General features: G+C 42.7%; 23 protein-coding genes and 1 tRNA gene. 9 read left to right on the forward strand and 15 right to left on the reverse strand.

Annotation, left to right across the window (positions count from 1 at the left end; genetic code table 11):
* Window positions 1-289: 289 nt before the first annotated feature.
* Window positions 290-363 (reverse strand) — tRNA-Asp (locus LN893_RS15705).
* 317 nt (window positions 364-680) lie between these two features.
* Between LN893_RS15705 and LN893_RS15710 the strand changes: the two genes are divergently transcribed.
* The 6 genes from LN893_RS15710 (at window position 681) to LN893_RS15730 (ending at window position 4,916) form a co-directional block, all read left to right on the forward strand.
* Window positions 681-1,631, forward strand: a complete 951-nt coding sequence (locus LN893_RS15710) for an acetyl-CoA carboxylase carboxyltransferase subunit alpha (RefSeq protein ID WP_229971708.1) — start codon at window positions 681-683, stop codon at window positions 1,629-1,631.
* Window positions 1,632-1,809: 178 nt separating this feature from the next.
* Entirely contained in the window at window positions 1,810-2,652 is an 843-nt protein-coding gene (locus LN893_RS15715) for an MBL fold metallo-hydrolase (protein ID WP_229971710.1), read from the forward strand.
* Window positions 2,652-3,416 carry a patatin-like phospholipase family protein gene (locus LN893_RS15720; protein WP_229971712.1) on the forward strand — a complete coding sequence of 255 codons (765 nt, stop codon included), beginning with the start codon at window positions 2,652-2,654 and terminating at the stop codon, window positions 3,414-3,416. Before LN893_RS15715 ends, LN893_RS15720 begins: the two co-directional genes overlap by 1 nt.
* A 257-nt stretch (window positions 3,417-3,673) precedes the next feature.
* Window positions 3,674-3,916, forward strand: a complete 243-nt coding sequence (locus LN893_RS15725; RefSeq protein WP_229971714.1) for a hypothetical protein — start codon at window positions 3,674-3,676, stop codon at window positions 3,914-3,916.
* A 247-nt stretch (window positions 3,917-4,163) separates the two neighbouring features.
* Window positions 4,164-4,295, forward strand: a complete 132-nt coding sequence (locus LN893_RS20590) for a hypothetical protein (RefSeq protein WP_255710086.1) — start codon at window positions 4,164-4,166, stop codon at window positions 4,293-4,295.
* Between the two features lie 69 nt (window positions 4,296-4,364).
* A complete protein-coding gene (locus LN893_RS15730) occupies window positions 4,365-4,916 on the forward strand; it encodes a 1-acyl-sn-glycerol-3-phosphate acyltransferase (RefSeq protein WP_229971716.1) in 552 nt (183 codons plus the stop codon).
* A 226-nt stretch (window positions 4,917-5,142) separates the two neighbouring features.
* Here LN893_RS15730 and smc read toward each other — a convergent pair whose 3' ends face one another.
* Entirely contained in the window at window positions 5,143-8,685 is a 3,543-nt protein-coding gene (smc, locus tag LN893_RS15735) for a chromosome segregation protein SMC (protein WP_229971719.1), read from the reverse strand.
* 142 nt (window positions 8,686-8,827) lie between these two features.
* Here smc and LN893_RS15740 point away from each other — a divergent pair, with 142 nt between their 5' ends.
* Complete coding sequence (locus tag LN893_RS15740; RefSeq protein WP_229971721.1) at window positions 8,828-9,364, forward strand: hypothetical protein; 537 nt, start codon at window positions 8,828-8,830, stop codon at window positions 9,362-9,364.
* Window positions 9,365-9,558: 194 nt separating this feature from the next.
* On the opposite strand, the gene LN893_RS15745 is transcribed toward LN893_RS15740, so the two are convergent.
* A complete protein-coding gene (locus LN893_RS15745; RefSeq protein WP_229971723.1) occupies window positions 9,559-10,239 on the reverse strand; it encodes a DUF4159 domain-containing protein in 681 nt (226 codons plus the stop codon).
* A gap of 27 nt (window positions 10,240-10,266) precedes the next feature.
* A complete protein-coding gene (locus tag LN893_RS15750) occupies window positions 10,267-10,983 on the reverse strand; it encodes a 16S rRNA (uracil(1498)-N(3))-methyltransferase (protein ID WP_229971725.1) in 717 nt (238 codons plus the stop codon).
* 359 nt (window positions 10,984-11,342) lie between these two features.
* Here LN893_RS15750 and LN893_RS15755 point away from each other — a divergent pair, with 359 nt between their 5' ends.
* The gene (locus LN893_RS15755; protein WP_229971727.1) at window positions 11,343-12,737 is read left to right on the forward strand and encodes a peptide MFS transporter; all 1,395 of its coding nucleotides are present in this window, start codon (window positions 11,343-11,345) and stop codon (window positions 12,735-12,737) included.
* Between the two features lie 157 nt (window positions 12,738-12,894).
* Window positions 12,895-13,488 (forward strand): hypothetical protein, encoded by a 594-nt coding sequence (locus LN893_RS15760; RefSeq protein WP_229971729.1) that lies wholly within the window; start codon window positions 12,895-12,897, stop codon window positions 13,486-13,488.
* Window positions 13,489-13,690: 202 nt separating this feature from the next.
* Here the strand turns inward: LN893_RS15760 and groL are convergent, their stop codons facing one another.
* The 11 genes from groL to LN893_RS15815 all read right to left on the reverse strand — a co-directional run bounded on the left by groL (window position 13,691) and on the right by LN893_RS15815 (window position 26,011).
* The gene (gene groL / locus LN893_RS15765) at window positions 13,691-15,325 is read right to left on the reverse strand and encodes a chaperonin GroEL (protein ID WP_229971731.1); all 1,635 of its coding nucleotides are present in this window, start codon (window positions 15,323-15,325) and stop codon (window positions 13,691-13,693) included.
* A gap of 42 nt (window positions 15,326-15,367) precedes the next feature.
* Complete coding sequence (groES, locus tag LN893_RS15770; RefSeq protein ID WP_229971733.1) at window positions 15,368-15,658, reverse strand: co-chaperone GroES; 291 nt, start codon at window positions 15,656-15,658, stop codon at window positions 15,368-15,370.
* 262 nt (window positions 15,659-15,920) lie between these two features.
* A complete protein-coding gene (gene secG / locus LN893_RS15775) occupies window positions 15,921-16,310 on the reverse strand; it encodes a preprotein translocase subunit SecG (protein ID WP_229971735.1) in 390 nt (129 codons plus the stop codon).
* A 1-nt stretch (window position 16,311) separates the two neighbouring features.
* A complete protein-coding gene (locus LN893_RS15780) occupies window positions 16,312-17,691 on the reverse strand; it encodes a DUF8458 domain-containing protein (protein ID WP_229971737.1) in 1,380 nt (459 codons plus the stop codon).
* 34 nt (window positions 17,692-17,725) lie between these two features.
* Window positions 17,726-18,250 (reverse strand): LptE family protein, encoded by a 525-nt coding sequence (locus LN893_RS15785; protein ID WP_229971739.1) that lies wholly within the window; start codon window positions 18,248-18,250, stop codon window positions 17,726-17,728.
* A complete protein-coding gene (locus LN893_RS15790; protein ID WP_229971741.1) occupies window positions 18,234-19,514 on the reverse strand; it encodes a sigma-54 interaction domain-containing protein in 1,281 nt (426 codons plus the stop codon). The genes LN893_RS15785 and LN893_RS15790 overlap by 17 nt, the downstream gene beginning before the upstream one ends.
* A gap of 98 nt (window positions 19,515-19,612) precedes the next feature.
* Window positions 19,613-21,049, reverse strand: a complete 1,437-nt coding sequence (gene miaB / locus LN893_RS15795; protein WP_229971743.1) for a tRNA (N6-isopentenyl adenosine(37)-C2)-methylthiotransferase MiaB — start codon at window positions 21,047-21,049, stop codon at window positions 19,613-19,615.
* Window positions 21,050-21,337: 288 nt separating this feature from the next.
* Window positions 21,338-22,636, reverse strand: a complete 1,299-nt coding sequence (locus tag LN893_RS15800) for an anthranilate synthase component I family protein (RefSeq protein WP_229971746.1) — start codon at window positions 22,634-22,636, stop codon at window positions 21,338-21,340.
* A gap of 3 nt (window positions 22,637-22,639) precedes the next feature.
* Entirely contained in the window at window positions 22,640-24,124 is a 1,485-nt protein-coding gene (locus tag LN893_RS15805) for a tetratricopeptide repeat protein (RefSeq protein ID WP_229971747.1), read from the reverse strand.
* Between the two features lie 49 nt (window positions 24,125-24,173).
* On the reverse strand, window positions 24,174-24,905 hold the full coding sequence (locus tag LN893_RS15810; RefSeq protein ID WP_229971749.1) for a zinc ribbon domain-containing protein: 732 nt from the start codon (window positions 24,903-24,905) through the stop codon (window positions 24,174-24,176).
* A 5-nt stretch (window positions 24,906-24,910) separates the two neighbouring features.
* The gene (locus LN893_RS15815; protein ID WP_229971751.1) at window positions 24,911-26,011 is read right to left on the reverse strand and encodes a Nif3-like dinuclear metal center hexameric protein; all 1,101 of its coding nucleotides are present in this window, start codon (window positions 26,009-26,011) and stop codon (window positions 24,911-24,913) included.
* Window positions 26,012-26,083 lie beyond the last annotated feature (72 nt).

Below are 26,083 nucleotides of genomic sequence, written 5' to 3' on the forward strand. Positions count from 1 at the left end.
AACTCGCTTTGCAGAAAAGTTATGAAACAGGATAAGGCTTGTAGCTCGTACCTCTACTTTTATGCAGGTTCAGTACATATTATGCCACCAACTCTAAAGTGGGAAACACAAACAGAGGTGGCAGAATGCTCTCAGGCATGATAAAGTACGAGCTGCAAGCTCGCACCAGCGCTGGAACCAAACTCTATTCGTTTGCAGTGGCTTCTAATTTTTGCTAAAAGATGAGCCTATAGGAGGGAGAAACTGGATGTAAAACAAAAAAGCCTGAGATAAATATCTCAGGCTTTCGCGGTCTGGACGGGACTCGAACCCGCGACCTCCGCCGTGACAGGGCGGCATTCTAACCAACTGAACTACCAGACCAAAAATTTAATAAATCAGAGACTTTTTCTCTGTTGCGCTTACCGCAGTTTTACCTGCGGTCTGGACGGGACTCGAACCCGCGACCTCCGCCGNGTTTGTTTCTGTTTTCTCTAACTCTGTGTGTTAAAGTGATGCAAAGGTATGTGCTTAAATTTAATTCTGCAATACACAAGCATCTTTTTTCACCTATATTTTGATGCTTCATTTGTAAATGCTTCATTTACAATCTGATTAATTTTAAGTACTGCATATTTTTTTTTCTACAGTACATGCTTTTCCAGAAACTGTTAAATTTGTAGCCAAACCACCGATTAGATATGCTTTTAGATTTCGAACAGCCAATTGCTGCCTTAGAGGGCAAACTGCAGGAAATGAAAAATCTGGCCAATGAAAGCCAGGTAGATGTGTCGGAGGCAGTAAAGGCACTAGAGGAAAAAATAAAGAACCTGAAAAAGGAGACCTATGCTAACCTTACCCGTTGGCAGCGTGTGCAGCTATCTCGCCACCCGCAAAGGCCTTATACCTTAGACTACATTGAAAACATTGCTGAGAAGTTTGTTGAACTGCATGGCGATCGTACAGTAAGCGATGATAAAGCCATGGTTGGTGGCTTTGGTGAGATTGAAGGACGCAGCATCATGTTTATTGGTCAGCAGAAAGGTCGTAATACAAAACAGCGCCAGGTGCGCAATTTTGGTATGGCAAACCCAGAAGGTTACCGTAAGGCGCTTCGCCTGATGAAAATGGCTGACAAGTTCGGAAAACCCATTGTTACATTTATTGACACTCCAGGAGCTTTTCCAGGCTTAGAGGCAGAAGAACGAGGGCAGGGTGAAGCCATTGCCCGTAACCTTAAAGAAATGTTCATGCTGAAGGTCCCTGTTATCTGCATTATCATAGGAGAGGGAGCGTCAGGAGGAGCTTTGGGTATTGCCATTGGAGACCGTGTGATGATGCTGGAGAACACCTGGTATTCCGTTATTTCGCCTGAATCTTGCTCATCCATATTATGGCGCAGCTGGGACTACAAAGAACAGGCAGCGGAAGCATTAAAATTAACTGCAAAAGATATGTTGCAGAACAAACTGATTGATGGGATCATCAAAGAACCACTTGGTGGAGCGCACACAGAGCCTCAGAAAATGATGAGCATCATGAAAAAGGAAATCATTAAGCTACTAGACGAACTGGAAGGTATAGATGCCGAAGAGCGCATCATGCAGCGCATCGACAAGTTCTCTAACATGGGAGTCGTGCTTGAAAGTTAAAAAGTTATAAATTTAGAAAGTTACAAAGTGACGGGGGAGACAGTATAGCGCAGGCTTTGCTGTCTCTTTTCGTTTATCATTATAAGAAGCTTTGAAAAAGCTTAAACCCCAAACTTCAAATAAAGTATAACTCTCTAAATCTTTAACTCTTAAACTCTAAAATTCTCAAACTCAGAACATGCAGCTACACGTAATAGACACAGGATTTTTTAAATTAGACGGTGGGGCTATGTTTGGTGTAGTGCCGAAAGCGCTTTGGCAACGAACAAATCCCGCCGATGAGAATAATCTGTGCACGTGGGCCATGCGCTGTTTATTAGTAGAAGACGGAGATAGGCTGATCTTGATTGACAATGGCATTGGTGATAAGCAGGATGCAAAGTTTTTCAGCCACTATTACCTTCATGGCGATGCCACTTTGATTGGCTCGCTGCGTAAGGCAGGTTTTGCCCCTGAAGATATAACAGATGTTTTCCTGACTCACCTGCATTTTGATCATTGCGGCGGTGGTGTTAAGTACAAAAATAGTGACGGTGCACTTGAACTGGTATTCCCCAATGCTACCTATTGGTCTAATGCCGATCATTGGAAATGGGCCACGGAGCCTAATGCCAGAGAAAAGGCTTCTTTCTTAAAAGAAAATATTTTGCCGATGCAGGAGAGTGGGCATCTAAAATTTGTAGATCCGACAAAACCGTCGCCATTTCCGCAGTTTGATATATTTTATGCGGATGGCCATACAGATAAAATGATGGTGCCGCTTATTCCTTACAAAGGAAAAAAACTAGCTTATATGGCAGATTTGCTGCCTTCTGTGGGCCACATACCCTTGCCTTATGTAATGGGATATGACACGCGCCCCTTATTAACGCTTGAGGAAAAGGCAAAATTTTTGACTACGGCTGCCGATGATGAATATGTTCTTTTTCTGGAGCACGACGCAGCCAACGAATGTTGTACGCTACAACAGACAGAAAAAGGCGTGCGTTTAGCAGACACCTTTAGCCTTAGTGAACTCTAATGAGGTTAGGTTTAGCGCTTTCTGGAGGCGGTGCCAGGGGAATAGCACATTTGGGTGTATTGAAGGCACTAGGTGAGATTGGTATTGAAATAGACGTTATATCAGGAGTTAGTTCGGGTGCCATAGCTGGAGTGTTTTACGCTGCGGGTTATTCACCAGATGATATCCTGAAGCTTATAAAGGAGTTAAGTGTTTTCCAGATTTTGCGGCCAGCATTAGGAAAGCGAGGGCTACTTCATCTTGACGAGGTAGAAAAGTTATTTAACAAATATCTAGGTGCAAATCTGCTGTTCGAAGATCTTCGGATACCTGTTGTAGTAAATGCCACTGCCATGAACGAGGGTATAACGGTATACTTTTCATCAGGTAAAGTTATCAAACCTCTTCTTGCCACAACAGCTGTGCCCATCCTTTATAAACCTATTGCCTATGAGGGGAAGTTGCTAAACGATGGAGGCCTGCTTAACAACCTCCCTATTGACCCCATCCAGCACGATTGTGACGCTATCATAGGTGTGCATGTTAACCCTATAGATCACCAGGCAAACGTTACCACCCTCCGAGGGATGATCGAACGCACCGTTATGCTAGCTATCAACAACAATGTGAAGCTGCGTCTGCATTTATGCGATATATTATTAGAGCCTCAAGAACTGAAGGGATATCGCCTCACCAGTTTCCGAAAAGCAGACGAAATTTTTGATATTGGTTACCGCTACACATTGCAAATGAAAAAACACCTGCTCAAGTTAACAGAACGGTAAGGAGAGAAGAACTTAAGTAAAGGGACATAAGACTTTTTATTGAAGATGGAGCTGATTTTCAGCATATTTAAAAGCACGATGCGCTTGCCTCTAAGTAGAAATAATATTGTCTCCTTACTTACCACTTTTTAAACAGCTCATTTTTGTCGTTACTCTTTTTCATTGCCTAATTTCGGTTGTTACCTGTGTCTCTAGAAATAAAGGATAACATTCCGCTTGCGCCTTCACGTATGCTAAAGGAAAAATTTTATTTTTCTATGAAGTATATTTTTCTTGTTATATTACTTTTACCAACAATTCTTTTTGCACAGGAAAACACCAGTCATCTTATAAATGCCAAAGTAAAGCAGGGCTCCATTTTAGTAGGAGGTAACGTTAGTGGTTCTTTGTATAAGTACCGCGATGAAATCAGTTCTGCTGATGAAACATTTGAAGGCACAAACATAGTAGCTCTAGCTCGAGCCAAAGGAGGCTATTTTTTTTCCATGATTTTGCCGTAGGCTTAGATATTTCTTTAAGCCATGAAAGTAACAGAAACAGAACAGTAGAAGACTTATCTCCTAGAAGGGAAACCTATCTGCTTGCTGGGCCCTTTGCACGGTACTATTTAGACAATGGCATATTCGGAGAGGTTTCAGTGGGTTTAGGCTTACTAGACTTCTCTATGGGCTCTAACAGTAATTTATGGGAGACTTCTTTCGGTGTGGGCTATGCGCTTTTCATCAATGAAAAATTGCTATAGAACCGATGCTTAATTTTAGATATTACAGCGAAGTAAGCGGAGATGACAAATATTCTTCATTTGGACCTACGCTTGGTATTGGTGTACAGGCATACCTACTGCGTAAGAAGGCTAAAGTCATAAAAGTAGGTTTATAAACAGCAGAATTTATCTAATATTTCCTTTATTTTGCTGAAGCAAATTAACTCTTGATACAAGTCTGACTAATGCTCGGAAAAATTTTAGCAAAACTAATTTTTAAAGCTGCTGGCTGGAAGTTAGTAGGAAACTTAACACCAGAAAACCGCCGCTGCGTAATGACAGCTGCTCCTCACACTAGTAACTGGGACTTCATTTATGCCCGTGCTGCTTTTTATCTAATGGACGCTCCTATACGGTTTACGATCAAGAAGGAGTTTATGGGCTTTCCCTTTGGAGGACTTCTTAAAAAGATGGGTGCATTACCGATAGACCGTTCTAGGAATACAAAGATGGTAGATGCTATGGTTAGAATTTTTAAAGAACACCCTGAAGATATTTGTGTCATGGTGACTCCAGAGGGTACTAGAAAATACCAACCCAGGTGGCGCAAAGGATTCTACTACGTTGCTTTAGGAGCAGGCGTCCCTATCGTGCTTGGCTACCTTGACTATAAAAAGAAGGAGGCTGGTGTAGGCCCAACTATCTACCCAACAGGAGACGTAGAAGCTGACATCGAAAAAATTAAAGCCTTTTACCGTACTAAAACTGCCAAGTTCCCTGAGAACGGGGTGAGGTAAAGAAGTTTTTAAAAGAATTACGAATTACGAATTACGAATTACGAATTACGAATTACGAATTTTCAGCCTTAGATACTTTACACTAGCTTTAGCGATGTATCAATGGCTCAGGGAGTACCATAAAAATTGAGAGGCCGCAGCTATACTTGATAGCAGCGGCCTCTTTGTTTTATACTTTTTAAATTTCTAACTTTTTAACTCTCAAAACCTCTAACTCCTCAACTTTCTACGCAATTTGCCTTAAATCAACTGGTATCACTCTCGAAATACCAGCTTCAATCATAGTGATGCCATACATCACGTCGGTGGAGGCCATAGTGCGTTTGTTGTGCGTAACCACGATGAACTGCGAACCACTAGAGAAGGTGCGGATAATGTTGTTGAATTTGTCGATGTTGGCATCGTCCAACGGGGCATCCACCTCATCGAAAATACAGAACGGCGCTGGCTTGAGCAGGTATATAGCGAACAGCAAAGAAATAGCCGTTAACGTTTTCTCGCCACCAGAAAGCTGGTTGATCGTTAACGGACGCTTGCCTTTTGGTTGCGCCATAATTTCAATCTTAGAGTCCAGCGGGTTCTTCGGGTCAGAGATAACTAGATCGCAATTATCTTCGTCTGTGAACAGGCTGCGGAACACACGCTTGAAGTTGTCTTTTATCTGGTTGAAGGCATCCGTAAATTTCTCCTTAGCCACCGTATCAATTTCAATGATGGTGTCGATGAGTGAATTTTTGGCATTTACCAGGTCGTCGCGCTGCTCGGTGATGAACTTGTTGCGTTCTTCAATTTCTGTATAAGCCTCAGCGGCCATAGCATTAACAGGGCCCATTTTATCTAAAGCCGATTTAGCTTCAGCTATACGCTTCGACAATTCCTCGTTAGAAAGTTCAATTAAAAGCGGCTCGTTCTCCACAGGAGGGGCAGAGGCAAAATCCTCTTCAGAGATATTGAACTCAGCAGCCAAACGTTCCTGCACCGACACAAGCTTGATATGAATATCATTTTTTGTCTGCTGCATGCGCATGAGCAGTTCATCAGAGTTCTGGCGCTTACGCTGTAGCTCCCGTATTGTCTTTTCTTTCTCGTCCAAATCGCCGCGCAACGTGAAGTACTGCTTCTCAAAGTCCTCCAGCTCATAGCCAAACTCCTTACGAGCTTCGGTCATAGACTCCACTATAGCTTCGTGCTCTTCTATAAAAGTATTGGCTTGGGTAATTTCCTCATCAGCTTTAGTCAGTTCCTGCTTCAGTCCTTCGATGCGCTCCTGGTTTGTCTCAACTGTTTTCTGCTTATAGCTGATTTCCTGCTGTAAACTGGCGAAGCGGTTCTTGAGTTGGTGAAACTGTATGTTCTCCTGGTTATACCTACCCGAGATAACAGCAATCTGCTCCTGCTGCTGTTCTATTTGCGAAACATACACCTGCAATTCTTCTTCCAACCGTTTCAATTCCTTTTGGTCAGCTTCTGCCTGCGGCGATACTTCCAGGCTCTGCTCGCGCAGTTCCTGCAAACGCTCCTGCAGTTCTTCCTTCTTCTGGTCGAAGTTGCGCAGGTTTTGCTGGTGCTGCTCATGCTTGATGCGCACCGTCAATAAATCCTGCTGTTGCTTGGCTACTTCTTTCTCCAGTTGCTTTATAACATCTTTCTGAGATTCGGCTTTATAGTTGAGCAGGATCTGGTTTTGTGTATTGATGCGACTCTGCAGCAGATCTGCCTGGTGCGTCAGTTCTTCCACTTCTTTCTCCAACTGCTCCAGGTTCTGCTTACGGCCTAAGCGGTTTCCATCAAACAAACCAGTAGATCCACCTGATAAACTCAGCGGCTTTTTAATAGCCGATCCGTCCTTTAAGATGATGGTTCTGTAATCTTCGGAAGAAAAGTCCTCTTCGGTATCTTCGCTGATGTACACGTTGTTGAGCATGTACTTAAGAAGGCTACCATACTTTTTATCTGCTGAAACAACCTCATAGGCAGCTACTAATTTGCCATCATTAAAAGTGGCCGTCGGCTCCAGTTCCTCAATCTCGGAAAGTATGATAAAGTTCGCGCGGCCCTTATTTTCACGCTTCAATAAACCGATAGCATCTACAGCATCCTGCAGTGTATCAACCACAAAGAAGTTCATGTAAGGCTCGAGGTAACTCTCTATAAGTCCCTTGTAATCAGCTTTAGGTGCGATAATGTCGGAAAGGAGAGGGGCAGGCTTTTCCCAGCTGTCCGTCTGGCAAAGAAACTTGATGGCCTCTGGGAAACCTTCCATGTTCTCCATCAGCGATTTAGTCAGGTTGTATTGGTTTTGCTTCGAATCGAGTGTACGGTTCAGGTCTACCAACTGCTCTTTCAGAGCCTCTATATCGCCTTCCGTTTTCTCTATACCTTGCAGCAACGTTTCTTCTTTTGCCTGCAGGCGCACCATTTCATAAGTTTTTTCTTCTAAAATTTCTTGTGCCTCCTGTAGTTGCTCCTGCAAAATACGGCCGTCTTCATCGGCATTCAGTTGCTGCTGGTGCAGTCGCTCCAGCTCGGTATTAATACTTTGTATCTGCACCTGGCCAATCTCCAACGATTTGCTCAGCTGGAAAACGGCGTTCTGCTTTTCTTTCTGCTGTTGCGTCAGGTCCTGGAAAGCCTCCTGTAGCGTTTGCTTTTGCTCATTAGCCTCCTGCAGTTGCTCTTTCAGGTCGTTTACCTGTTCTTCGGCCTCTGCAAACTTGTCCTGTACTTCCACGAGCTCATCGCGCAGCTCTAGTATACTTTCCTGTGTGTGCTCCAGGTTAGCATTGTCCTGGCTGATTTGCTGGCGAAGCTGCTGTATGCGCTCCTTCAGGAACATGCTGCGCTCAGATTTCAGCTTGATGTCGTTCTCTAGTTGGCGCAGTTTCGCCGTCTGGATCTGCATCGTTTTCTGCATCTCACCCAACTGCACCTGTGCTAGGTTCAGTTCTTCCTTCTGGTCAGCTATAGCTTCTTCGGCTTCTGTAACGGCGGCAACATAGCTTTCTTTCAGGCTAGATTCCTGCTTTACGTCCTGCTCTAATCGTTCCAGTGAGTTCTGGTACTGCGATATATTCCGACGGGCATACTCCAAGCTGTGCTTCTTATACTCATCCTTTAAGTTGAAGTACTTAATAGCCTGTTTTGCCTGCCGTTCCAGGGTTTTCATATTCTTGCCGATCTCGAACAGCACATCTTCCACGCGCTCCAGGTCGGCATCGGTTTCTTCGAGTTTCTTCAGCGTCTGCTTTTTGCGCACACGGAATTTAGAGATACCAGCGGCTTCTTCAAACAGCAAACGACGAGAATTTTCCTTGTCGTTCAGAATCTCGTCCACCATCTTCAGCTCGATGATGGCGTAGCTGTCGGAGCCGATACCTGTATCCAGGAAAAGTTCGTTAATATCTTTGAGGCGACAAACAACACCGTTCAGCATATATTCGCTGTCTCCGTTGCGGTAGTATTTACGGGTAACCGTTACCTGTGAGTATTCTGTAGGCAGTACGCCTCGGTTGTTATCGAAGGTGATAGACACCTCCGCCATTTGTACTGGTTTTCGGGTTTTGGAGCCGTTAAAAATTACGTTCTCCATCTTATCGGAGCGGAGATTACGTGTTTTCTGCTCGCCTAACACCCAGCGGATGGCATCCACGATATTAGACTTGCCGCAACCGTTTGGCCCTACAATGCCCGTGATACCTTCATCGAAGTTGATAACCACGCGGTCACCAAAACTCTTAAATCCTTTGATCTCTAATTTTGAAACTTGCATTCAATTCTGCCGAAAAACCTCAAACTAAACTCAAAAATAAGCGAATTTCCGTTACCATAGCACAAGGAGCCTGTATAATTATGGATGATTGTTTATTAATCTAGCGCTATATTTTTCTATATTTGACTAAAGTCATGAAGCTATGGATGATTATAAAATCTTAATATATATACTACTGGCGGCTGGATCATACCTGATCACGAACTGGCGAAAGTTTTTTAAAGACGTGGACGGCCCTAGTCAGCCCAAGAAGTTTAGAGACCCGAACGCAGGCCCGATAAATAGACCGCAGCCGCAACAGCAGAACCCAACTGCTCCTGCTACTTCTTTTGAAGATATTCTGCGGGAGTTGCAGCCAAAGGTAGAGAAGGCAAAGGAACAAGGTAAAGAGATATACGAGAAGGCAAGAGAACCTCTCAGGCCAGAGCCAGTGGTGGTGGCTAAGTCTTATGATAATAAAACCTATGAAAAGCCAAAAGCCGCTCCCATTTCTTTAGAAGACCCAGCGTATAAACGTGAAGCAGCAAGAAGGAGACAGGAGTTCAAGCCATTAGTTATCCCTAAGCTACAGCCCCAGGCACAGTCACCAGTTCCGAATTACGCAAAGCTACTCCGCACCCCAGCTGGTGCACGCGAAGCCTTTGTACTATCCGAAATCCTGAACAGAAAACACTTTTAGAAGTTAGAGGGTTTGGGAATTTAAGAGTTAGAGAGTGTGAGTGAAATTTGATGTTAAAGATTTAGTAGGTTGTCATTTTTTTTGTTTCCAAGCCTATACATTCTCAATAGCAGCAAATTTTATGAGATAAATGAAACACAGCTAATGTGTATTATTTTACACACACAAACTCCCAAACCCTCTAACTCTTTAACTCAAAGATATTGTGTTAGTGCGTAAGCTAAAATGTTGGCTCCCATGCGTAGGGCTTGTAGCCTGATTGGTTCTGGGTCGTTATGGACTTCCTGGTCCTCCCAGCCGTTACCTAAGTCCGTTTCATAAGTATAAAAACAGACTAGTCTGCCTTCGTGTATGATTCCGAAGCCCTGCGGGGGCTTATTATCATGCTCGTGTACCTTAGGTAAACCGTGTGTGAAGCTATACTTCTGGTGGTAAATCGGGTGGTCGAAAGGGAGTTCTACAAACTCGTACTCTGGGAAAACCTTCTTCATTTCTTTCCTGATATACTGATCAAGGCCGTAGTTATCGTCGATGTGCAGAAAGCCACCACTTGTGAGGTAAGTGCGTAAGTTCTGTGCATCAGCATCAGAAAAAACAACGTTTCCATGCCCAGTCATGTGCACAAATGGGTAGCTCATTAACTCGCTGCTACCCACTTCTACCACATCAGCCTCTGGAGCAATATTCATGTTTAAGTTCTGATTACAGAACCTAATCAGGTTAGGTAGCGAAGTTTTATTCGCATACCAATCACCCCCGCCACTGTACTTTAGCTTACCTACCTTAAAGTTATACTTTTGAGAAAAGGCTGTGGTGCATAGCAGGATAGCCAACAGGATCAAGGTATAGCGGCTTCGGTTTCTGAAATCTAACATCTATAATCTATTATCTAAGGTCTAAAACTATAACGGCGTAAATACGTCATGAAGTACATGGAGCGTATGGCAGGCAACCAGTGCAGCTGTTTCTGTACGAAGCCTGCTTTGGCCCAATGTTACTGGTTTTATCCCTGCCTCGTAAGCCAGTTTTATCTCATGCTCAGAAAAGTCTCCCTCGGGACCGATTAATACACAATGTGGTTGGCCAGGTTTATAGTAGTCCTTTATACTTTTAGTTGCATCTTCTTCTAAATGAGCTATAAAAGTGTTTTCTGGTATGCAACGTTGTACAAACTTATGAAAGGGCGTCAGTTCATGCAGTAACGGAAGATAACCTTTCTGAGACTGCTTCATAGCACTAATCGCAATTTTTTGGATTCTGTCTAAACGCATTTGTCTACGCTCAGAGTGCTCACAGAGCAGAAAAGTGATTTCGTTTACACCTATTTCTACGGCCTTTTCTACAAACCACTCAATGCGGTCCATATTCTTGGTCGGAGCTACTGCAATGTGGGTGGAATAAGGTAATTTGCCATACTCCAGCTGCTTATCAATAAGCTGCAACTTACACCTTTTAGGATGCGCATCCTGAATAATAGAAGTATACATACCGCCGACACCATCTATCAGATAAACAGTGTCTCCTTGTTGTAGACGTAATACCTTCGTGCAATGCTTGGATTCATCTTCGCTCAAGGTGTAAAAGTCAGAAGTTATGTCAGGAGTATAGAAAAGGTGCATTGTTGTAGTTTGACTGTATTAAAAATTAAATCTAAGATTTCCTCTTATGAATAGAAAGCTATTCTTTTAATCGTAATCAATATTACTGGTATTGGCTCAATATTGTTAGTGTATATAATGACAGTTCAGTTTTGCTACTTAAGTACAACTGTAATACATAAATGCGCTCATTTTTAGTTTAAAGTCACTGTGACAATATTATAGAAATAATTACATAACATGGCTTATTTGTATTAGAAGGTAGAGTACGACAGATAGGATGTAGGGCAAGCGAATTATTTGTTGAAGTGCCCACAAACCGATATATTTACTTTCTTTGTATGAATACACAATTTTAAAACAACCAACTTTTATCTTCTATGTCTTCAAAAGACCACCCTATCTCAGACCAGGTCAGTAAGCACAATATTCCGTATGGTGATACCCCGCTGAATGTAGAAACAAAGCACCCTAAAGCTCTTTATTTGCTTTTCTTCACGGAAATGTGGGAGCGATTTAGTTATTACGGAATGAGGGCCCTTCTTATGTTGTACCTTATATCAGAAGTTCCTGCTGGGGGCCTTGGCTGGACTTCAGGTGAAGCTGGAGATTTGTATGGGCTTTACACAGGTATGGTTTACATTACACCTCTTTTAGGTGGTTATCTGGCTGATAAATTTTTAGGCTTCAGATCAGCAGTACTTATAGGTGGTGTTCTAATGGCTTTAGGTCATGGAGCTTTAGCAATCGAAGCTTTACCTTTCTTTTATACTGGACTAGGACTTTTAGTTATTGGGAATGGTTTCTTCAAACCGAACATATCATCTATGGTTGGCCAGTTATATCCAGACGGAAGCACATTGAAAGACTCTGGTTATACTATTTTTTATATGGGTATCAACCTAGGAGCATTTTTAGGAGCTTTAATTTGCGGTTGGTTAGGTGAAACAATAGGATGGCACTGGGGCTTTGGAGCAGCTGGTGTAGGTATGGTTATCGGTCTTATTGTCTTTTACTTCGGGCAGGGTATGCTTGGTACTATAGGTTTAAAGCCTGCACCAAAAGATAAATCTGCTACAGCTACGCCTTCTGAGCCTCTTACCAAGGTAGAGCGTGACCGACTGTCAGTAGTAATAGTGCTTTCTTTTTTCTCTATTCTTTTCTGGCTAGCATTTGAGCAGGCTGGTTCTTCCATGAACATCTTTGCTTACAGATTTACGGATCGTACTATTGAAGCTTTCAATTTTGAAGTTCCTGCTACCTGGTTTCAATCTGTTAACTCATTCTTTATTTTTACACTAGCACCTTTATTTTCCATGCTGTGGGTAGGTCTAGGTAAAAGAAACATGAACCCTGCAGGACCATACAAATTTGCCATTGGCTTGATGTTGCTTGCTGCTGGTTTTGCCGTTTTAGTTATTGGCTCTTTGTCTATTCCTAAAGGAGCTGAAAGTGCAGGTGTAAGTATGTTATGGTTGGTTTTGGCTTACCTGCTACACACAATGGGTGAGCTTTGTTTATCTCCTGTTGGCTTATCCTTCGTGAATAAATTATCTCCACTGCGCTTAGTAGGTATTATGTTTGGTGTTTGGTTTGCAGCGTCGGCTATAGGTAATTATGTTGGCGGTGCTTTGGCAGGTATGATAGACGAAATGGCACGAACTCAATCTATGTCAAATTTCTTCTTGATCTTTGTTGGTATAGCCGCTGCATCATCAATTATTCTTTTCCTATTTTCACGCAAGCTGGTTAAGTTAATGCACGGAATACATTAAATGTTAGTTTAATACCATTTAAAAAGCCTCTGTAAGTTTTACAGAGGCTTTTTTTGTTTGTTTAATACAAAAGGTGCAAATTGAGCAAAAATTGTATTTAATGTATAAGATAGAATTCTAATTTACACTATGCAAATAGCTTTACACCTTTTAGCCAATGTTCCTTTTAAAAAAATCATTTAAGTTCAGCTTAGCCTGTGTTGCTTTGCTGTGTGCTAGTTCCTGCGAAATAATCAAGCCAGTTGAAGACGCTATCATCACCGATTCCTCTATAGTTTACACCATAAAAAAAGGAACTCATTATTCCTCCCATAATAACCTAAAGCAAGTAAACACTTCGTTCATGCAGTTCGAAGTAACCTTTGATAGTTCTGCAGTTTATACTACTACAGATCCTTTAAATCAAGGCGACTTAAACAAATTATACGGTTTTGCTGATTGCAGTAGCCTGCACCAAATGAACAGTGCCAGATTTGGATGGCGATGGTTTGAAAACAGACTTGAACTACATGCCTATACCTACAACAACAGCAGCCGTCGTTCAGAATTTATAACCTCAGTGGAAATAGAAAAGCCGTATACCTATGAGATTGAGGTTAAAGACAAGGAATACGTTTTTAGGTTAGATAATCAAGAGGTTACGTTGCCAAGGCATTGCTCGGGCACAGCGGCAGGTTACCAGCTTTACCCATACTTCGGAGGCGATGAAGTTGCTCCACACGATATTACCATCCGCATAAAAGAACTGTAGCCTTTCGTTATGCATTACTCGATGTTCGTTCATCGACAAAAAAGCAGTTAATTGTTCTTTAGTAATCGCTTACCCTGTACTAATGTAAGCGTCCGCTTGTGCTACAAGTATTATAGCAAAGACGCAGATAACCATTAATAAACAACGAAAAAACCCTGCGCCATTTCTAGCGCAGGGTTTTCTTTATAACTATGGGAGTTGATTACATCATGCCGCCCATACCGCCCATGCCACCTGGCATTGCTGGAGCACCTTTTTCTTCTTCTGGATCTTCAGAAACTACACACTCTGTAGTTAACAGAAGGCCAGCGATAGAAGCAGCGTTCTCTAAAGCAAGGCGAGTAACCTTAGTTGGGTCGATAATACCTGCTGCGAACATGTTCTCATACTTGTCGTCGCGGGCGTTGTAGCCATAATCAGCTTTGCCTTCACGAACAGCTTGTACTACTACAGAACCTTCGCCACCTGCGTTAGAGATGATAGTTCTAAGCGGAGCCTCCAGAGCAGTTCTGATGATTTGCACACCAGTTTTTTCGTCAGCGTTGTACGTATCAATGTTTTCAAGGGCATCAATTGCACGGATTAGAGCAACACCACCACCAGCTACGATACCTTCTTCAACAGCAGCTCTTGTAGCATGTAAAGCATCATCTACACGGTCTTTCTTCTCTTTCATCTCAACTTCAGTAGAAGCACCGATGTAAAGGATAGCAACACCGCCAGAAAGCTTCGCTAAACGCTCCTGCAGTTTTTCTTTGTCGTAGTCAGATGTAGTAGTTTCCATCTGCGCCTTAATCTGGTTAACGCGTGCCACGATGTCATCTTTAGTACCAGCACCATTTACAAGCGTAGTGTTGTCTTTGTCGATGATCACTTTCTCAGCCTGACCTAAGTACTCAAGCGTTGCGTTCTCCAGTTTGTAACCTCTTTCTTCAGAAATTACAGTACCGCCAGTTAAGATAGCGATATCTTCCAGCATAGCTTTTCTTCTGTCGCCAAAGCCAGGAGCTTTAACAGCAGCGATTTTAAGCGAGCCACGAAGCTTGTTAACAACCAGTGTAGCAAGCGCTTCACCGTCTACATCTTCAGCAATAATTACAAGTCCTCTACCTGTCTGAACTACTTGCTCCAATACAGGAAGCAGTTCTTTCATAGTAGAAACTTTCTTGTCGTAGATCAGGATGTAAGGATTGTCGAAGTCAGCTTCCATTTTCTCCGCGTTTGTAACGAAGTATGGAGAAAGGTAACCACGGTCGAACTGCATACCTTCTACAGTCTTTACCTCTGTTTCAGTACCTTTAGCTTCCTCAACAGTAATTACACCGTCTTTACCAACTTTATCCATGGCATCGGCAATCATTTTACCGATCTCTGGGTCGTTGTTAGCAGAGATAGTACCTACCTGTGCGATTTCAGAAGAGTTCTCAATTTTCTTAGACTGCGTACGCAGGTTTGCTACAACTGCCTCAACAGCTTTGTCTACACCGCGCTTTAGGTCCATTGGGTTAGCACCAGCAGCTACGTTTTTAATGCCAGCTGTATAAATAGCCTGAGCCAATACAGTTGCAGTAGTAGTACCGTCACCAGCCTGGTCAGCAGTTTTAGAGGCAACCTCTTTTACCAGCTGAGCACCCATGTTTTCGATAGGGTCTTTCAGTTCGATTTCTTTCGCAACCGAAACACCGTCTTTCGTAATAGTAGGAGCACCGAATTTTTTATCGATGATCACGTTACGGCCTTTAGGGCCTAAAGTAACTTTAACAGCATTAGCCAGTTTGTCGACGCCAGCTTTAATCTTAGTGCGTGCGTCGGCATCAAATGTGATGTTCTTAGCCATAGTATATTTCTTTCTGATTAAGTTTTAAAATTGATTAGAGGATTAAAGTACTGCCAGAATATCTGACTCGCGCATGATCAGGTAGTCGCCACCGTCTACAGAGATCTCTGTACCTGCGTACTTGCCATACAACACCTGGTCGCCTACTTTTACCTGAGGCTTCATCAGTGAGCCTTGATCAGATACTTTGCCCTCGCCAACGGCTACTACCTCACCACGCTGTGGTTTTTCTTTAGCAGTGTCAGGAATGATGATACCAGACTTAGTTTTTTCTTCTGCTGCAGCTGGAGCTACAATTACTCTGTCTGCTAATGGTTTAATGCTGATTGACATAGTTTGTTAATTAATTAGGTTTATGGTTAATGTTGAACTTGAAACCATATTAGTAATAGCACTTCTTGTGCCAAGCCTCAGAAACTGCCACTTTAAGCCATTATTTCAGCAAAAAGAGCTTTTTAACCTGCCACTTTTGTCAGATTCTGCCATATAAATGGAACTTTTTCTAATTTTTTGTCAGCACTGACAGGCACAAAACAAAAAAGCCGACATTAATGTCGGCTTTTCGTATACGTGAGATTTTATGTTACAGCTAAGCTTACTGCTGATTTGCTGTATCAATCATTTCTGGAATATCTCCTGCACCAGGTATAGCAGCTGTAGTATCTGTGGCACCAGGAAAAGCTCCTGGAGCAGCTGGCAACTGTGACTGACGAGCACGCTCTTCGTTTACACTTCTAACACCAGCTTCAGAGCCTGTGTTATCAACCATCATATGAGTAGCAAGTGTAACTACAACAAGTGCAATCGCAAAGCCCCAAGTCAGTTTCTCTAAAAGGTCGCCTGTGCGTTTTACACCCATTAACTGGCTGGCACCACCGCCGCCAAACTGGCCAGAAAGGCCACCTCCCTTAGGGTTCTGTGCTAGCACAACTAAAACAAGGAGTACGCAAATAAAGATGATGATACTGATTAGGGCGATATACATTTTAAATTATGTTTTGTAACTTTTCTATCTGTTCGGCAAAGTAACTCTTTTTTTCTGGATTTTTCAAAATCAGCTGTTCATATATTTTGATAGCTTTTTTTGCTTTGCCTTGATTAATGAAAATGGTGGCAAGGCTTTCGGAGGCAATGCCTTTCTTTATTTTGGAACTCTTCAGCGATAGATCTTCCTGTGGCTCTGACTTAAACTTGACGTTTGCCATACTTTTCAGCCGTGGGTTCAGCTTCAGGAATTGATCGATGATGTTTGTTTGCTGTGTTATGATCTTATTGCTCTCCTCAACAGTCTTCTCTAATTCATGGGTTTTGCTGTACTCTAATATCAATTCTGGATGAAAACTTTGCGGTCGGGGACGTGTATATTCATCTTTTAACTGCAACACTTCTCCCATTCGGCTGGAACCCATCCAATAACCTAAAGCATCTGCCACATACAATCGATCAATTTCATCAGAACTATAGTTTACTTCAGCATCTTCAGGTAAAGTAGAGAAAGCTTCCTTTTCTTCGGACGCGTAAATATCGTCCGCTAAGTCAACAACCTCTGTTTCTGCTAGAGTCAACTTATCAGCAGAATCATCACTCGCTTCTATTTGAGAGGTGTGTTCTACAGCTGTTTCAGTTACATTAACTTCATCCTCATTAGAAGAAAAAGCAAGTTCATTTTCAGAAGAAGATGCTGCTATAGCTTCCTCATCAGAGTTGTCGGTGTAGTTGGCTAGCAGGTCGGTAGAGGAGGAGCTTAAGCTATTGATAGTTAAAAGCATAGCCAGCTCAGAGTCAAACGAAGCTTCATCTGCTTGTGGTGCTTCTACCTCTTCCAGTTCAAATACTGTCGTCACTACTTCTTCAGCTTCATACTTTTCTTCTACAGTCTCTTCCGCTGTTACTTCTTCGTCATCGACAGAGATTTCCTCCGTCGTAACTTCAGCAGCATTTACTTCTGCTGTTATAGTTTCTTTTGTTACGTTAAGGTGTTCTTGTGGGTCAGACGCTACTATATCTTGTGCTTCCTCTGTAGGTGTTTTTGCTTCTACTTCTTCTGTAGGAGCTGGTAAAAACACAGGTTGCTCTGCTTCATCTGCCAGGTTAGTTTCCTCAACAGCTTGCTCTTCAAAAACAGGCTCTAGCGGTGCAGCATATATTGTTTTTTTCAATAATTGCCTATCGGTGGCATAAGCAGATGCTCTACGTAATCTTTGTGTAGAAAGCATGCTTCCTTTATCGTATGCTGATTTGGCTAAAAGTAAATGGGCGGTTTGGCAATATGGGAAAGCAGCGGCAACTTTTTCCAGTTCATCTGTTTGCTGGTCAGTTATGCTCGATACTTTTTTTATCAGTTCTAAAAAGGCTGATTTATTCATGCTTTGGCTAACGTTCTTCTGCTCCCTATACAAATTACCAGTTGGCAACCGTTTTGTTAAAAATTTCTGTGTTCAGGCGTTCAGACAGTTCGTCTATAGTGGCTGTAGGAATTTGAGTTATATCTACATTTTGGGCAAAGTCCTGAGAAATAGTGAACAACTGATCAAAATTTTCATCTGGATTCTTTGCGTTCACAAATCTAACTTGTACACCCATTGTAAGCCTGTTTAGGCCAGCCACGTCAAAGTTTCCTTCTCTTTGCACAGCAGCTGGTGTAATGGTAAAGCTAACAATCTGCCCTTCCAATTGCAAGTCGCCATCACTCTGGAGCATGGTTAAATTCGTGTTTCTTCGGTAGAAGTTCTTAAGGTTGTTCGTTACAATCTGGGTGAGGTTGGAGGGGCCTTCACCAGAACTGTTTTCCAGGTTTTGAATAGATATGGTTTTAATATCTGCCGCAAGACTCACGCCAGATAAGGAGTAACTGATACAGCTACTGCAGCATGTGAGCAGCAGCAGGGTATAGGCTACTAAGTTAAATTTAATCTTCGATGTCATACTGCTTTAACTTGCGATAAAGGGTGCGTTCAGAGATACCTAAATCCTGAGCGGCATACTTACGTTTATTATGGTGCTTTTTGAGGGCCTTTAGAATCATCTCTTTCTCTTTGTCTTCTAAAGAAAGACTTTCTTCTTCGGTTTCGTGCGTAATGTCTTCTACTTTATGCTCCTCATCTTGATATTCGTGGTGGTGCGGCTGCTTTACTGGCAAGTAAAACGATGGCGCCGGCTTTACATCCTGTGGTTGATACTCCCGAGGGTTGAAAGACTCTATATTCTCAAAAAGATGACTATGTTCTTTTAGCAGGTCTTCGTCGTTTTGCTGGTGAGCAAGCATCTCAAATACTAGTTTCTTCAGTTCAGACATATCCCTACGCATATCGAACAACACCTTGTAGAGCAGATCTCGTTCCGAGAATGATTGAGAAGAATTACTTTCTTTATTTAAAAGCGCTGGGAGTATACTATTTTGCTCTTGTGGCAGGTACTGGCGTAACTTGTCTGCATCAATTACCCGATCATACTCCAGCACAGAAATCTGTTCTGCAATGTTCTTTAGCTGGCGAATGTTGCCAGGAAAGCGGAATTCCAACAGCAGTTGTACAGCCTCTGGCGTTAATGTGATTGGTTTTACTTTGTATTTTTCTGCAAAATCTGCCGCAAACTTACGGAAAAGCAAATGCACATCTTCACCACGCTCCCGAAGCGGTGGCACCGTAATAGGCACCGTATTTAACCTATAGTATAGGTCTTCTCGGAACTGCCCTTTTTCTACCGCATTAATCAAGTTAACGTTTGTGGCAGCTACCACACGTACATCTGTTTTCTGAACTTTAGAAGAACCTACCTTAATAAACTCCCCGTTTTCGAGCACACGCAACAGGCGAGCCTGTGTGCCCAACGGCATTTCACCTATTTCATCTAAAAAAATAGTACCTCCGTCTGTTACCTCAAAATAGCCTTTGCGGGTATCGGTAGCGCCTGTAAAAGAGCCCTTCTCATGTCCAAAAAGCTCCGAATCTATGGTGCCTTCTGGTATAGCGCCACAGTTTATGGCAATAAACTGCCCATGCTTGCGCGGGCTGAGTTGGTGTATAATTTTGGAGAAAGATTCTTTACCACTACCACTTTCGCCTGTAATAAGAACCGTCATGTCGGTAGGAGCCACCTGCACCGCCACTTGTATGGCATGGTTTAGCAACGAGGAGTTTCCGATTATGCCGAAACGCTGCTTTATACTTTGAATATCGATGTTAGCCATAAACTAATTTGCTAATGAGGTAATGTGCTAATGTGTTGGATGTAGAGTGCTAACTTGCAATACCAATTAGCACATAAACAAATTAATTTTTTAGCACATTAATCCACTGCTTCTCCGAACAAGGTGCCTACGCTGCAGTCGTGAACGAAAACGTTTACATAGTCGCCTTTCTTGTAGTGCTTTTTATCGAAGATGACAACTTTGTTCTGATCGTTGCGGCCACTCAATTGCTCATCCGATTTTTTAGAGAAGTTCTCTACCAACACCCTGTGCACCTTGCCGATGTCGCGCTTATTGCGGTTTAACGAAGTTTCGCGCTGTTTCTGTATAATTTCATCCAAACGACGCTTTTTAACTTCTAGCGGGATATCGTCTTCTAACTTACGGGCAGCCAGAGTGCCTGGGCGCTCAGAATAGAAGAACATATAAGAGTAGTCGTACTGCACGTAGTCCATCAGCGACAACGTATCCTGGTGTTCTTCCTCAGTTTCAGTACAAAAACCCGCAATCATGTCTGATGAAATACCGCAATCTTCACCTAAAATATTTCTGATCGCATCAACACGATTGATATACCACTCACGGTCGTATGTACGGTTCATTAGCTCCAACACTCTGGAATTGCCGCTCTGCGCTGGAAGGTGTATGTATTTACAGATGTTGTCGTACTTTTTCATGGTATAAAGCACTTCATCCGTAATATCTTTTGGGTGAGAAGTAGAGAAACGTACACGCAAATCAGTGCTAAGAAGAGCTACCATTTCTAACAACTGCGCAAAGTTCACTTTATCTGTTCCGTCCTCAGATGCCCACTTATAGGAGTCAACGTTCTGACCTAGCAATGTTACTTCTTTATACCCTTGTGCCACCAAAGCTTCAGCTTCGCGCACTATAGAATGAGCATCGCGGCTACGCTCACGGCCTCGCGTAAACGGCACCACACAGAAAGAGCACATGTTATCGCAGCCTCTCATAATTGAGATAAAAGCACTAACACCGTTGCTGTTCAAACGGATAGGGTTAATGTCAGCGTAAGTTTCTTCGCGGCTGAGCAGTACGTTTACAGCTTTCTGGCCACCGTCTACTTCATTGATCAGGTTTGGAAGGTCGCGGTAAGCGTCAGGACCAACCACCAGGTCCACAATCTTTTCTTCATCCAGCAACGTCTTTTTCAGACGTTCCGCCATACAGCCTAACACGCCTACTACCATGCCTGGATTTTTTTTCTTGTGGTAGTTAATTTGGCCTAAGCGGTTGCGCACTGTCTGTTCCGCCTTCTCACGAATTGAACAGGTATTCAGGAAAACTACATCGGCATCTGCTATGTCAGAAGTGGTGTCAAAACCCTGCTCGAACATAATAGACGACACAATTTCGCTATCGGAGAAGTTCATGGCACAGCCATAGCTCTCGATATACAATTTGCGCGATTTGCCCGTGTTTGTCTCTTTTGTTACATGTGTGTCGCAGGCAGCGGCTGCAGCTTGTTCAGGTGTGCGGTTATCTATAAAATCTAAATCTACTATTGGCTCCATACTAATACGCTTTCAGAGTGCAAATATACTATAAACTATCGTAAAGTGTGACAGAATGACAGACGCAAGCTTGAATTATGAATTAAAAATTATGAATTAAGAATGGCAGAAATAGGCTCGAATTCTGCAGAACAAACCGAAGCACTTAATATTTCCTTTTTATCAGTTGACTTTTAGTTAATTATGAATGACCGCAATGTATTAACAGGACTAATAGTATAGCTTTATGTGAATCTTACTTATTCATAATTTATGATTCAACATTTATAATTGCTGCAGGCGCAGCGTTCAGCCTTGGCCAAGTACTTTCAAAATTGCCTTCGCCTTCAGAAAACATTCCTGGTATTCCTGTTCAGGAGTAGAGTCATAGGTGATGGCGCTACCTACCATAAAAGAGAGGTAGCCGTTGCTAGCATTGTACTGTATACTTCGGATGACGACATTGAAGTCGAAGTTTTGATCTGCCGTGACATACCCAAAAGCACCTGAATACAAGCCTCGCTTTGTCGTCTCCAACTCCTCAATTAGCTGCATTGCACTTATTTTGGGTGCGCCTGTCATGCTGCCCATTGGGAAAGATTCTTTTAAGGCATCAACTAAATTCTTTTCAGGATGAAGTTCTCCTGTGACCGTTGAGATCATCTGCGACACCTGCTGAAATCCGTAGATGCCGAACATTTCCTCCACCTGCACAGTTCCGACACTACAAGAGCGGCTTAAATCATTTCGCACCAGGTCTACGATCATCATGTTTTCAGCCAGTTCCTTTTCATCGTGGCGGAGTTGCTGCTGTAGCTCTTGGTCCTCTGCTGGTGTGGCACCGCGTTTTATAGTTCCTTTTATGGGCTGAGAGATTAGTTTCTGTCCATCCTTTTTAAGATAACGTTCAGGTGAGGCACACAACAAATATTTATCCTGCAACTTAAGGTAACCAGAGAAAGGTGTAGGTGATGCGGCATTTAAAGCCAGGTACAGGGGGAGAGGCTGCAATTGCACGTCTTCGGCAAAGAACTCGATGCAGTAATTTAGCTCGTATACATCGCCTTCCAGAATATGCTGCTTTATCTTGTTAACCTGGTTTATATACTCATCCTGGGCGACACGTTGCTGTACCTTTAGCTGTAGCGGCAGGAGTGGAGCAGGTGCAGCTGTAGCCAGAATTGTGGCAATTATTGTCTCAATGTTTCTTTCTGAACTATAAAGAATTAACTTATCCTCTTTAAAGTAAATATAAACTTCAGGCTGAAAGAAAAAGAGCAGTGGAAACTGCAAGCCATCATGGTTATCGCTGTGCAGTTTTTCAACCTGGTTTTTCAGGTCGTAAGAGAGAAAGCCACACCACAAGCCAGACTGCTTCGCTAACTGTTGCCGCAGGCTGGCAAAAGCATCCGCTTCATCTAATTGTATCGCAGCGCCTGTGGTGCTTGAAACAGCCAGCAAATGCTCAAAACCATTGTAGAGGTAAGGTATCTCATTAGAAGTATAATATGCCACAAGCTCTTGCTTGTCTGCCCAGGCTAAAGCCTTTTGCCTGAACTCTTCCAGAGAGATAGGCAGATCTGCCACTGATATGGTATGGGTAAACATAACTTACAGAGTAGATAGGGCTAATTTTGCTTTTGCATCGATGCTATTTTTATACGCATGGCCCTTAAAGCTTTTCGCTTTATCAAAATAAGCCTTTGCCATACTTGGTTGCTTACTTTGCTGGTAAAGATATCCTAACTGTAGTGCTGCATTAGGTGCGAAATATAAATCTGTTGCTTCACAGGCTTTTATGGTTTTCTGATAGAAGAAAATGGCTAAGGGTTTATTATTCAATCCATGGTAGATGCGGGCTTTGCGGTAAAGATATTCTGCATTTAAAGCAGATGATAACTCATCAGTGTTATCTATGTTGTTAAGCACCTGCAGGGCCTTTTTGTAATATCCGCCATCATAACGGAGACGCGCAACCAGTAAGGCATTATGAAACTGCTCCTTCCGCTCAATGAATCTGGAGGCATACTTATCTTCTTCTGTTTCGGCAATGCCAATAGGTGCTATATTATTGTAGTACCACTTGGCTTGTGGCTGAAGGTTGTTTAGTTTATAAGCCAGGAAGAGCTTATAATATGCTGATTTCAGATAATGCTCCCCTTGATGCTGCTCCAAAAAAATCTTGTTGGCTTCTATAGATTTGCTGTAGTCGCCTTTATACAAGTATAGATCGGCAGCCATGTGGTGGAGGTACGGAAAAGATAAGTAGCCTTTGCCTTTGGGCCTTTGACTGAACTGTTGCAGTGCCTGATCACTGTGTTTCGTTTTTTTAAGCAGGTGGATGTATACGAAAGAGAAAAGCAGATTATCAGGTTGCTCGCTTACCAACTGATGTACTGCTTTAAGAGCAGCAGGTGTATTTTTCTCTTCGTCGAGCATGTGCTGCGTGAGAGCGTACAGCAGTTGAGCCTCTTTTTGGGCAGGATTTTGTTGGGTCGCAACGGATTTTAGGTTTGCAACGCCAGCAGAAACACTGCCTTTCATCCCGATAATGTTGAAGAACCATTTATAGTTGTCGGGAACAGAGCCAATAAGGATTTGCATCAGTCCGTAAGACTTTTTATTGGGGAGGAATTGAGGGTACGTTTCTGCATTTGCTTTTAGTTGTAGATAAGCTTTTCTGAAATCCCAAGCAGCAGATAACTTATTGCCAGTTGTAAGTTTACTTACACCTAGCTGCATCCTTACTTCAGCCTTACTATAGTCCACCCACTCCGACTTTTCTTTTAGGGCCTCTAACTGTGACAGCCGATCTTCCTGTGCGTTTATCAGTTTGTCATACACGCTTTTGTCCTGCTGAACACATATTCTCAGAAAATCACTGTAATTGGCTACCAGTAGGGCTACGGCATTAATAGTTTCATTCTTTGACTCCTGTTGTACTAGCTGGCTCGCATTAATTACTTTAAGCTTTAGCAGCTCAGTTTGTGCTTTAGCCAACGTAGGAGTAAAAGTAGAATTAGCGAAAGCTATGCTGTTGTAACCCGAAAAGAACAAAAGCCAGAGCAATAAAAAAAAAGGATGGTGTTTAGCCATCCTTTTCGGTGTTATGTATAAGCGACAAACGCTCATGTTATACTTCTACTTAAAATACGCGCTGCTCTACACCCGCCAGGATACGGCCACAGTGCTCGCAAACTATTACTTTCTTTTGAGCTGCAATATCTGCTTGGCGCTGAGGAGGCACAGTATTAAAGCAACCGCCACAGGCATCACGCTTTACAGCTACAACAGCCAAACCATTGCGTACATTTTTGCGGATACGGCTATAGGCGCTCAATAATCTGTCCTCAATCTGAGAAGCGGCAGAATCGCGCTCTTTTTCAAGTCCAGTTTCTTCTTCTTCGCTTTCAGAAACGATTTGGTTAAGCTCCTTTTTCTTGTTTTCAAGATCTTTGCGGCGCTCATCCAGACGGCTTTTAGTGCCCTCTATCTCGTTCTTTTTCTGCTCAATCTGGTAATGAGCTTCTTTGATTTTCTTTTCAGCGATCTGAATTTCCAGCTTCTGAAGTTCAATCTCTTTTGTGATGGCGTCATATTCGCGGTTGTTGCGAACATTCTCCTGCTGATCCTCATACTTTTTGATAAGGCTTTCAGCATCTTTGATGGCTTGCTTGCGCTGAGCGATAGATTCATTGAGACCTGCTACCTCATCGTCGAATTTACGAACCCTTACTTCATAGCCCTCAATTTCATCTTCTAGGTCCTGAACCTCTTCGGGCAAGTCACCCCTTACGCGTCTAATTTCATCAAGCTGCGAATCGATGCTTTGAAGCTTTAACAGTGCTTCTAGTTTGCTGGCTACAGTACTTTCCATGTATATTAAAAGGTGTATCTGATAGGGTTTGTGTTTACTTCCGATAAATAGACTGCAAAATTAGCAAAGTTTTTTGAAATTAACTCATAAAAAATCTCCTTTGTGTATACTTCGCTTTCATAATGCCCAATATCGGCAATTAAAAGTTGCCCCTCGGCATCAAAAAACTCATGATATTTTATATCTCCCGTCACTAGTGCATCAGCACCTTGCCTCATGGCATCTTTTATAAGGAAACTACCAGCACCTCCGCAAACAGCAACTTTTTTAATGCTATTAGAAGATAGCGGTGTATATTTAATCACCTGTAGCTGCATCTTTTCTTTCAGATATTGCAGAAAATCTGTCTCCGTCATATTTTCCGAAAGATCTCCTATCATGCCTATGCCTACTTCCTGATTTGTGTTTTCTAGAGCATAAAGGCAGTGCGCAACTTCTTCGTAAGGATGAGCTTTTTTTAGTGCTGCCATGATGTTGTGCTGCAGGTAAGCAGGGAAGATAAGCTCGACACGATTTTCCTGAACCTGCTCATGCTTTCCAGACTTACCTATAGTCGGATTAGCCTTATCGGAAGGAGAGAAGCGCCCTGTGCCCTCCACTTGAAAGCTACAGTTACTGTATTCACCAATATTTCCAGCACCCGCCTGATGCAGCGCCTGTAGCACTTGTTCAGTGTTTTCAACTGGGACAAAAGTAACCAGTTGCATGAGTGTCTGTGGCTTGTTTACCAGTATGCGCTGGTGCTGCAAATTCAGTTTATCGGCTATTTTTGTGTTTACACCATATAGTACGTTATCCAGATTTGTATGGGAAGCATAGATTGCGACATTGTTCTGAATAGCTTTTATGATAGTGCGTTCTACATAGTTACGACCTGTTAGTTGCTTTAACCCTTTAAATATAACCGGGTGATGCGCTACAATAAGGTTGCAGCCTTTTGCGAGTGCTTCTTCAATTACTTCTTCTGTGCAATCCAGTGCTAGCAACACGCCTGTTACCTGGTCTTGCGCATTTCCTGTTTGTAAGCCCGCGTTATCGTAGCTTTCTTGGTAGCGAAGCGGTGCCAGGTTTTCCAACACGCGTGTTACCTCCTGTATAGTGGCCATAGTTTCTTTCTTTGAAGTTTCTTTTAGCGTTGAAACGTTAAAATTAGCTAATTTTGTCATAGAGACTACATC

It is taken from the genome of Pontibacter harenae, assembly GCF_020907245.1.
Taxonomy (GTDB): Bacteria; Bacteroidota; Bacteroidia; order Cytophagales; family Hymenobacteraceae; genus Pontibacter; species Pontibacter harenae.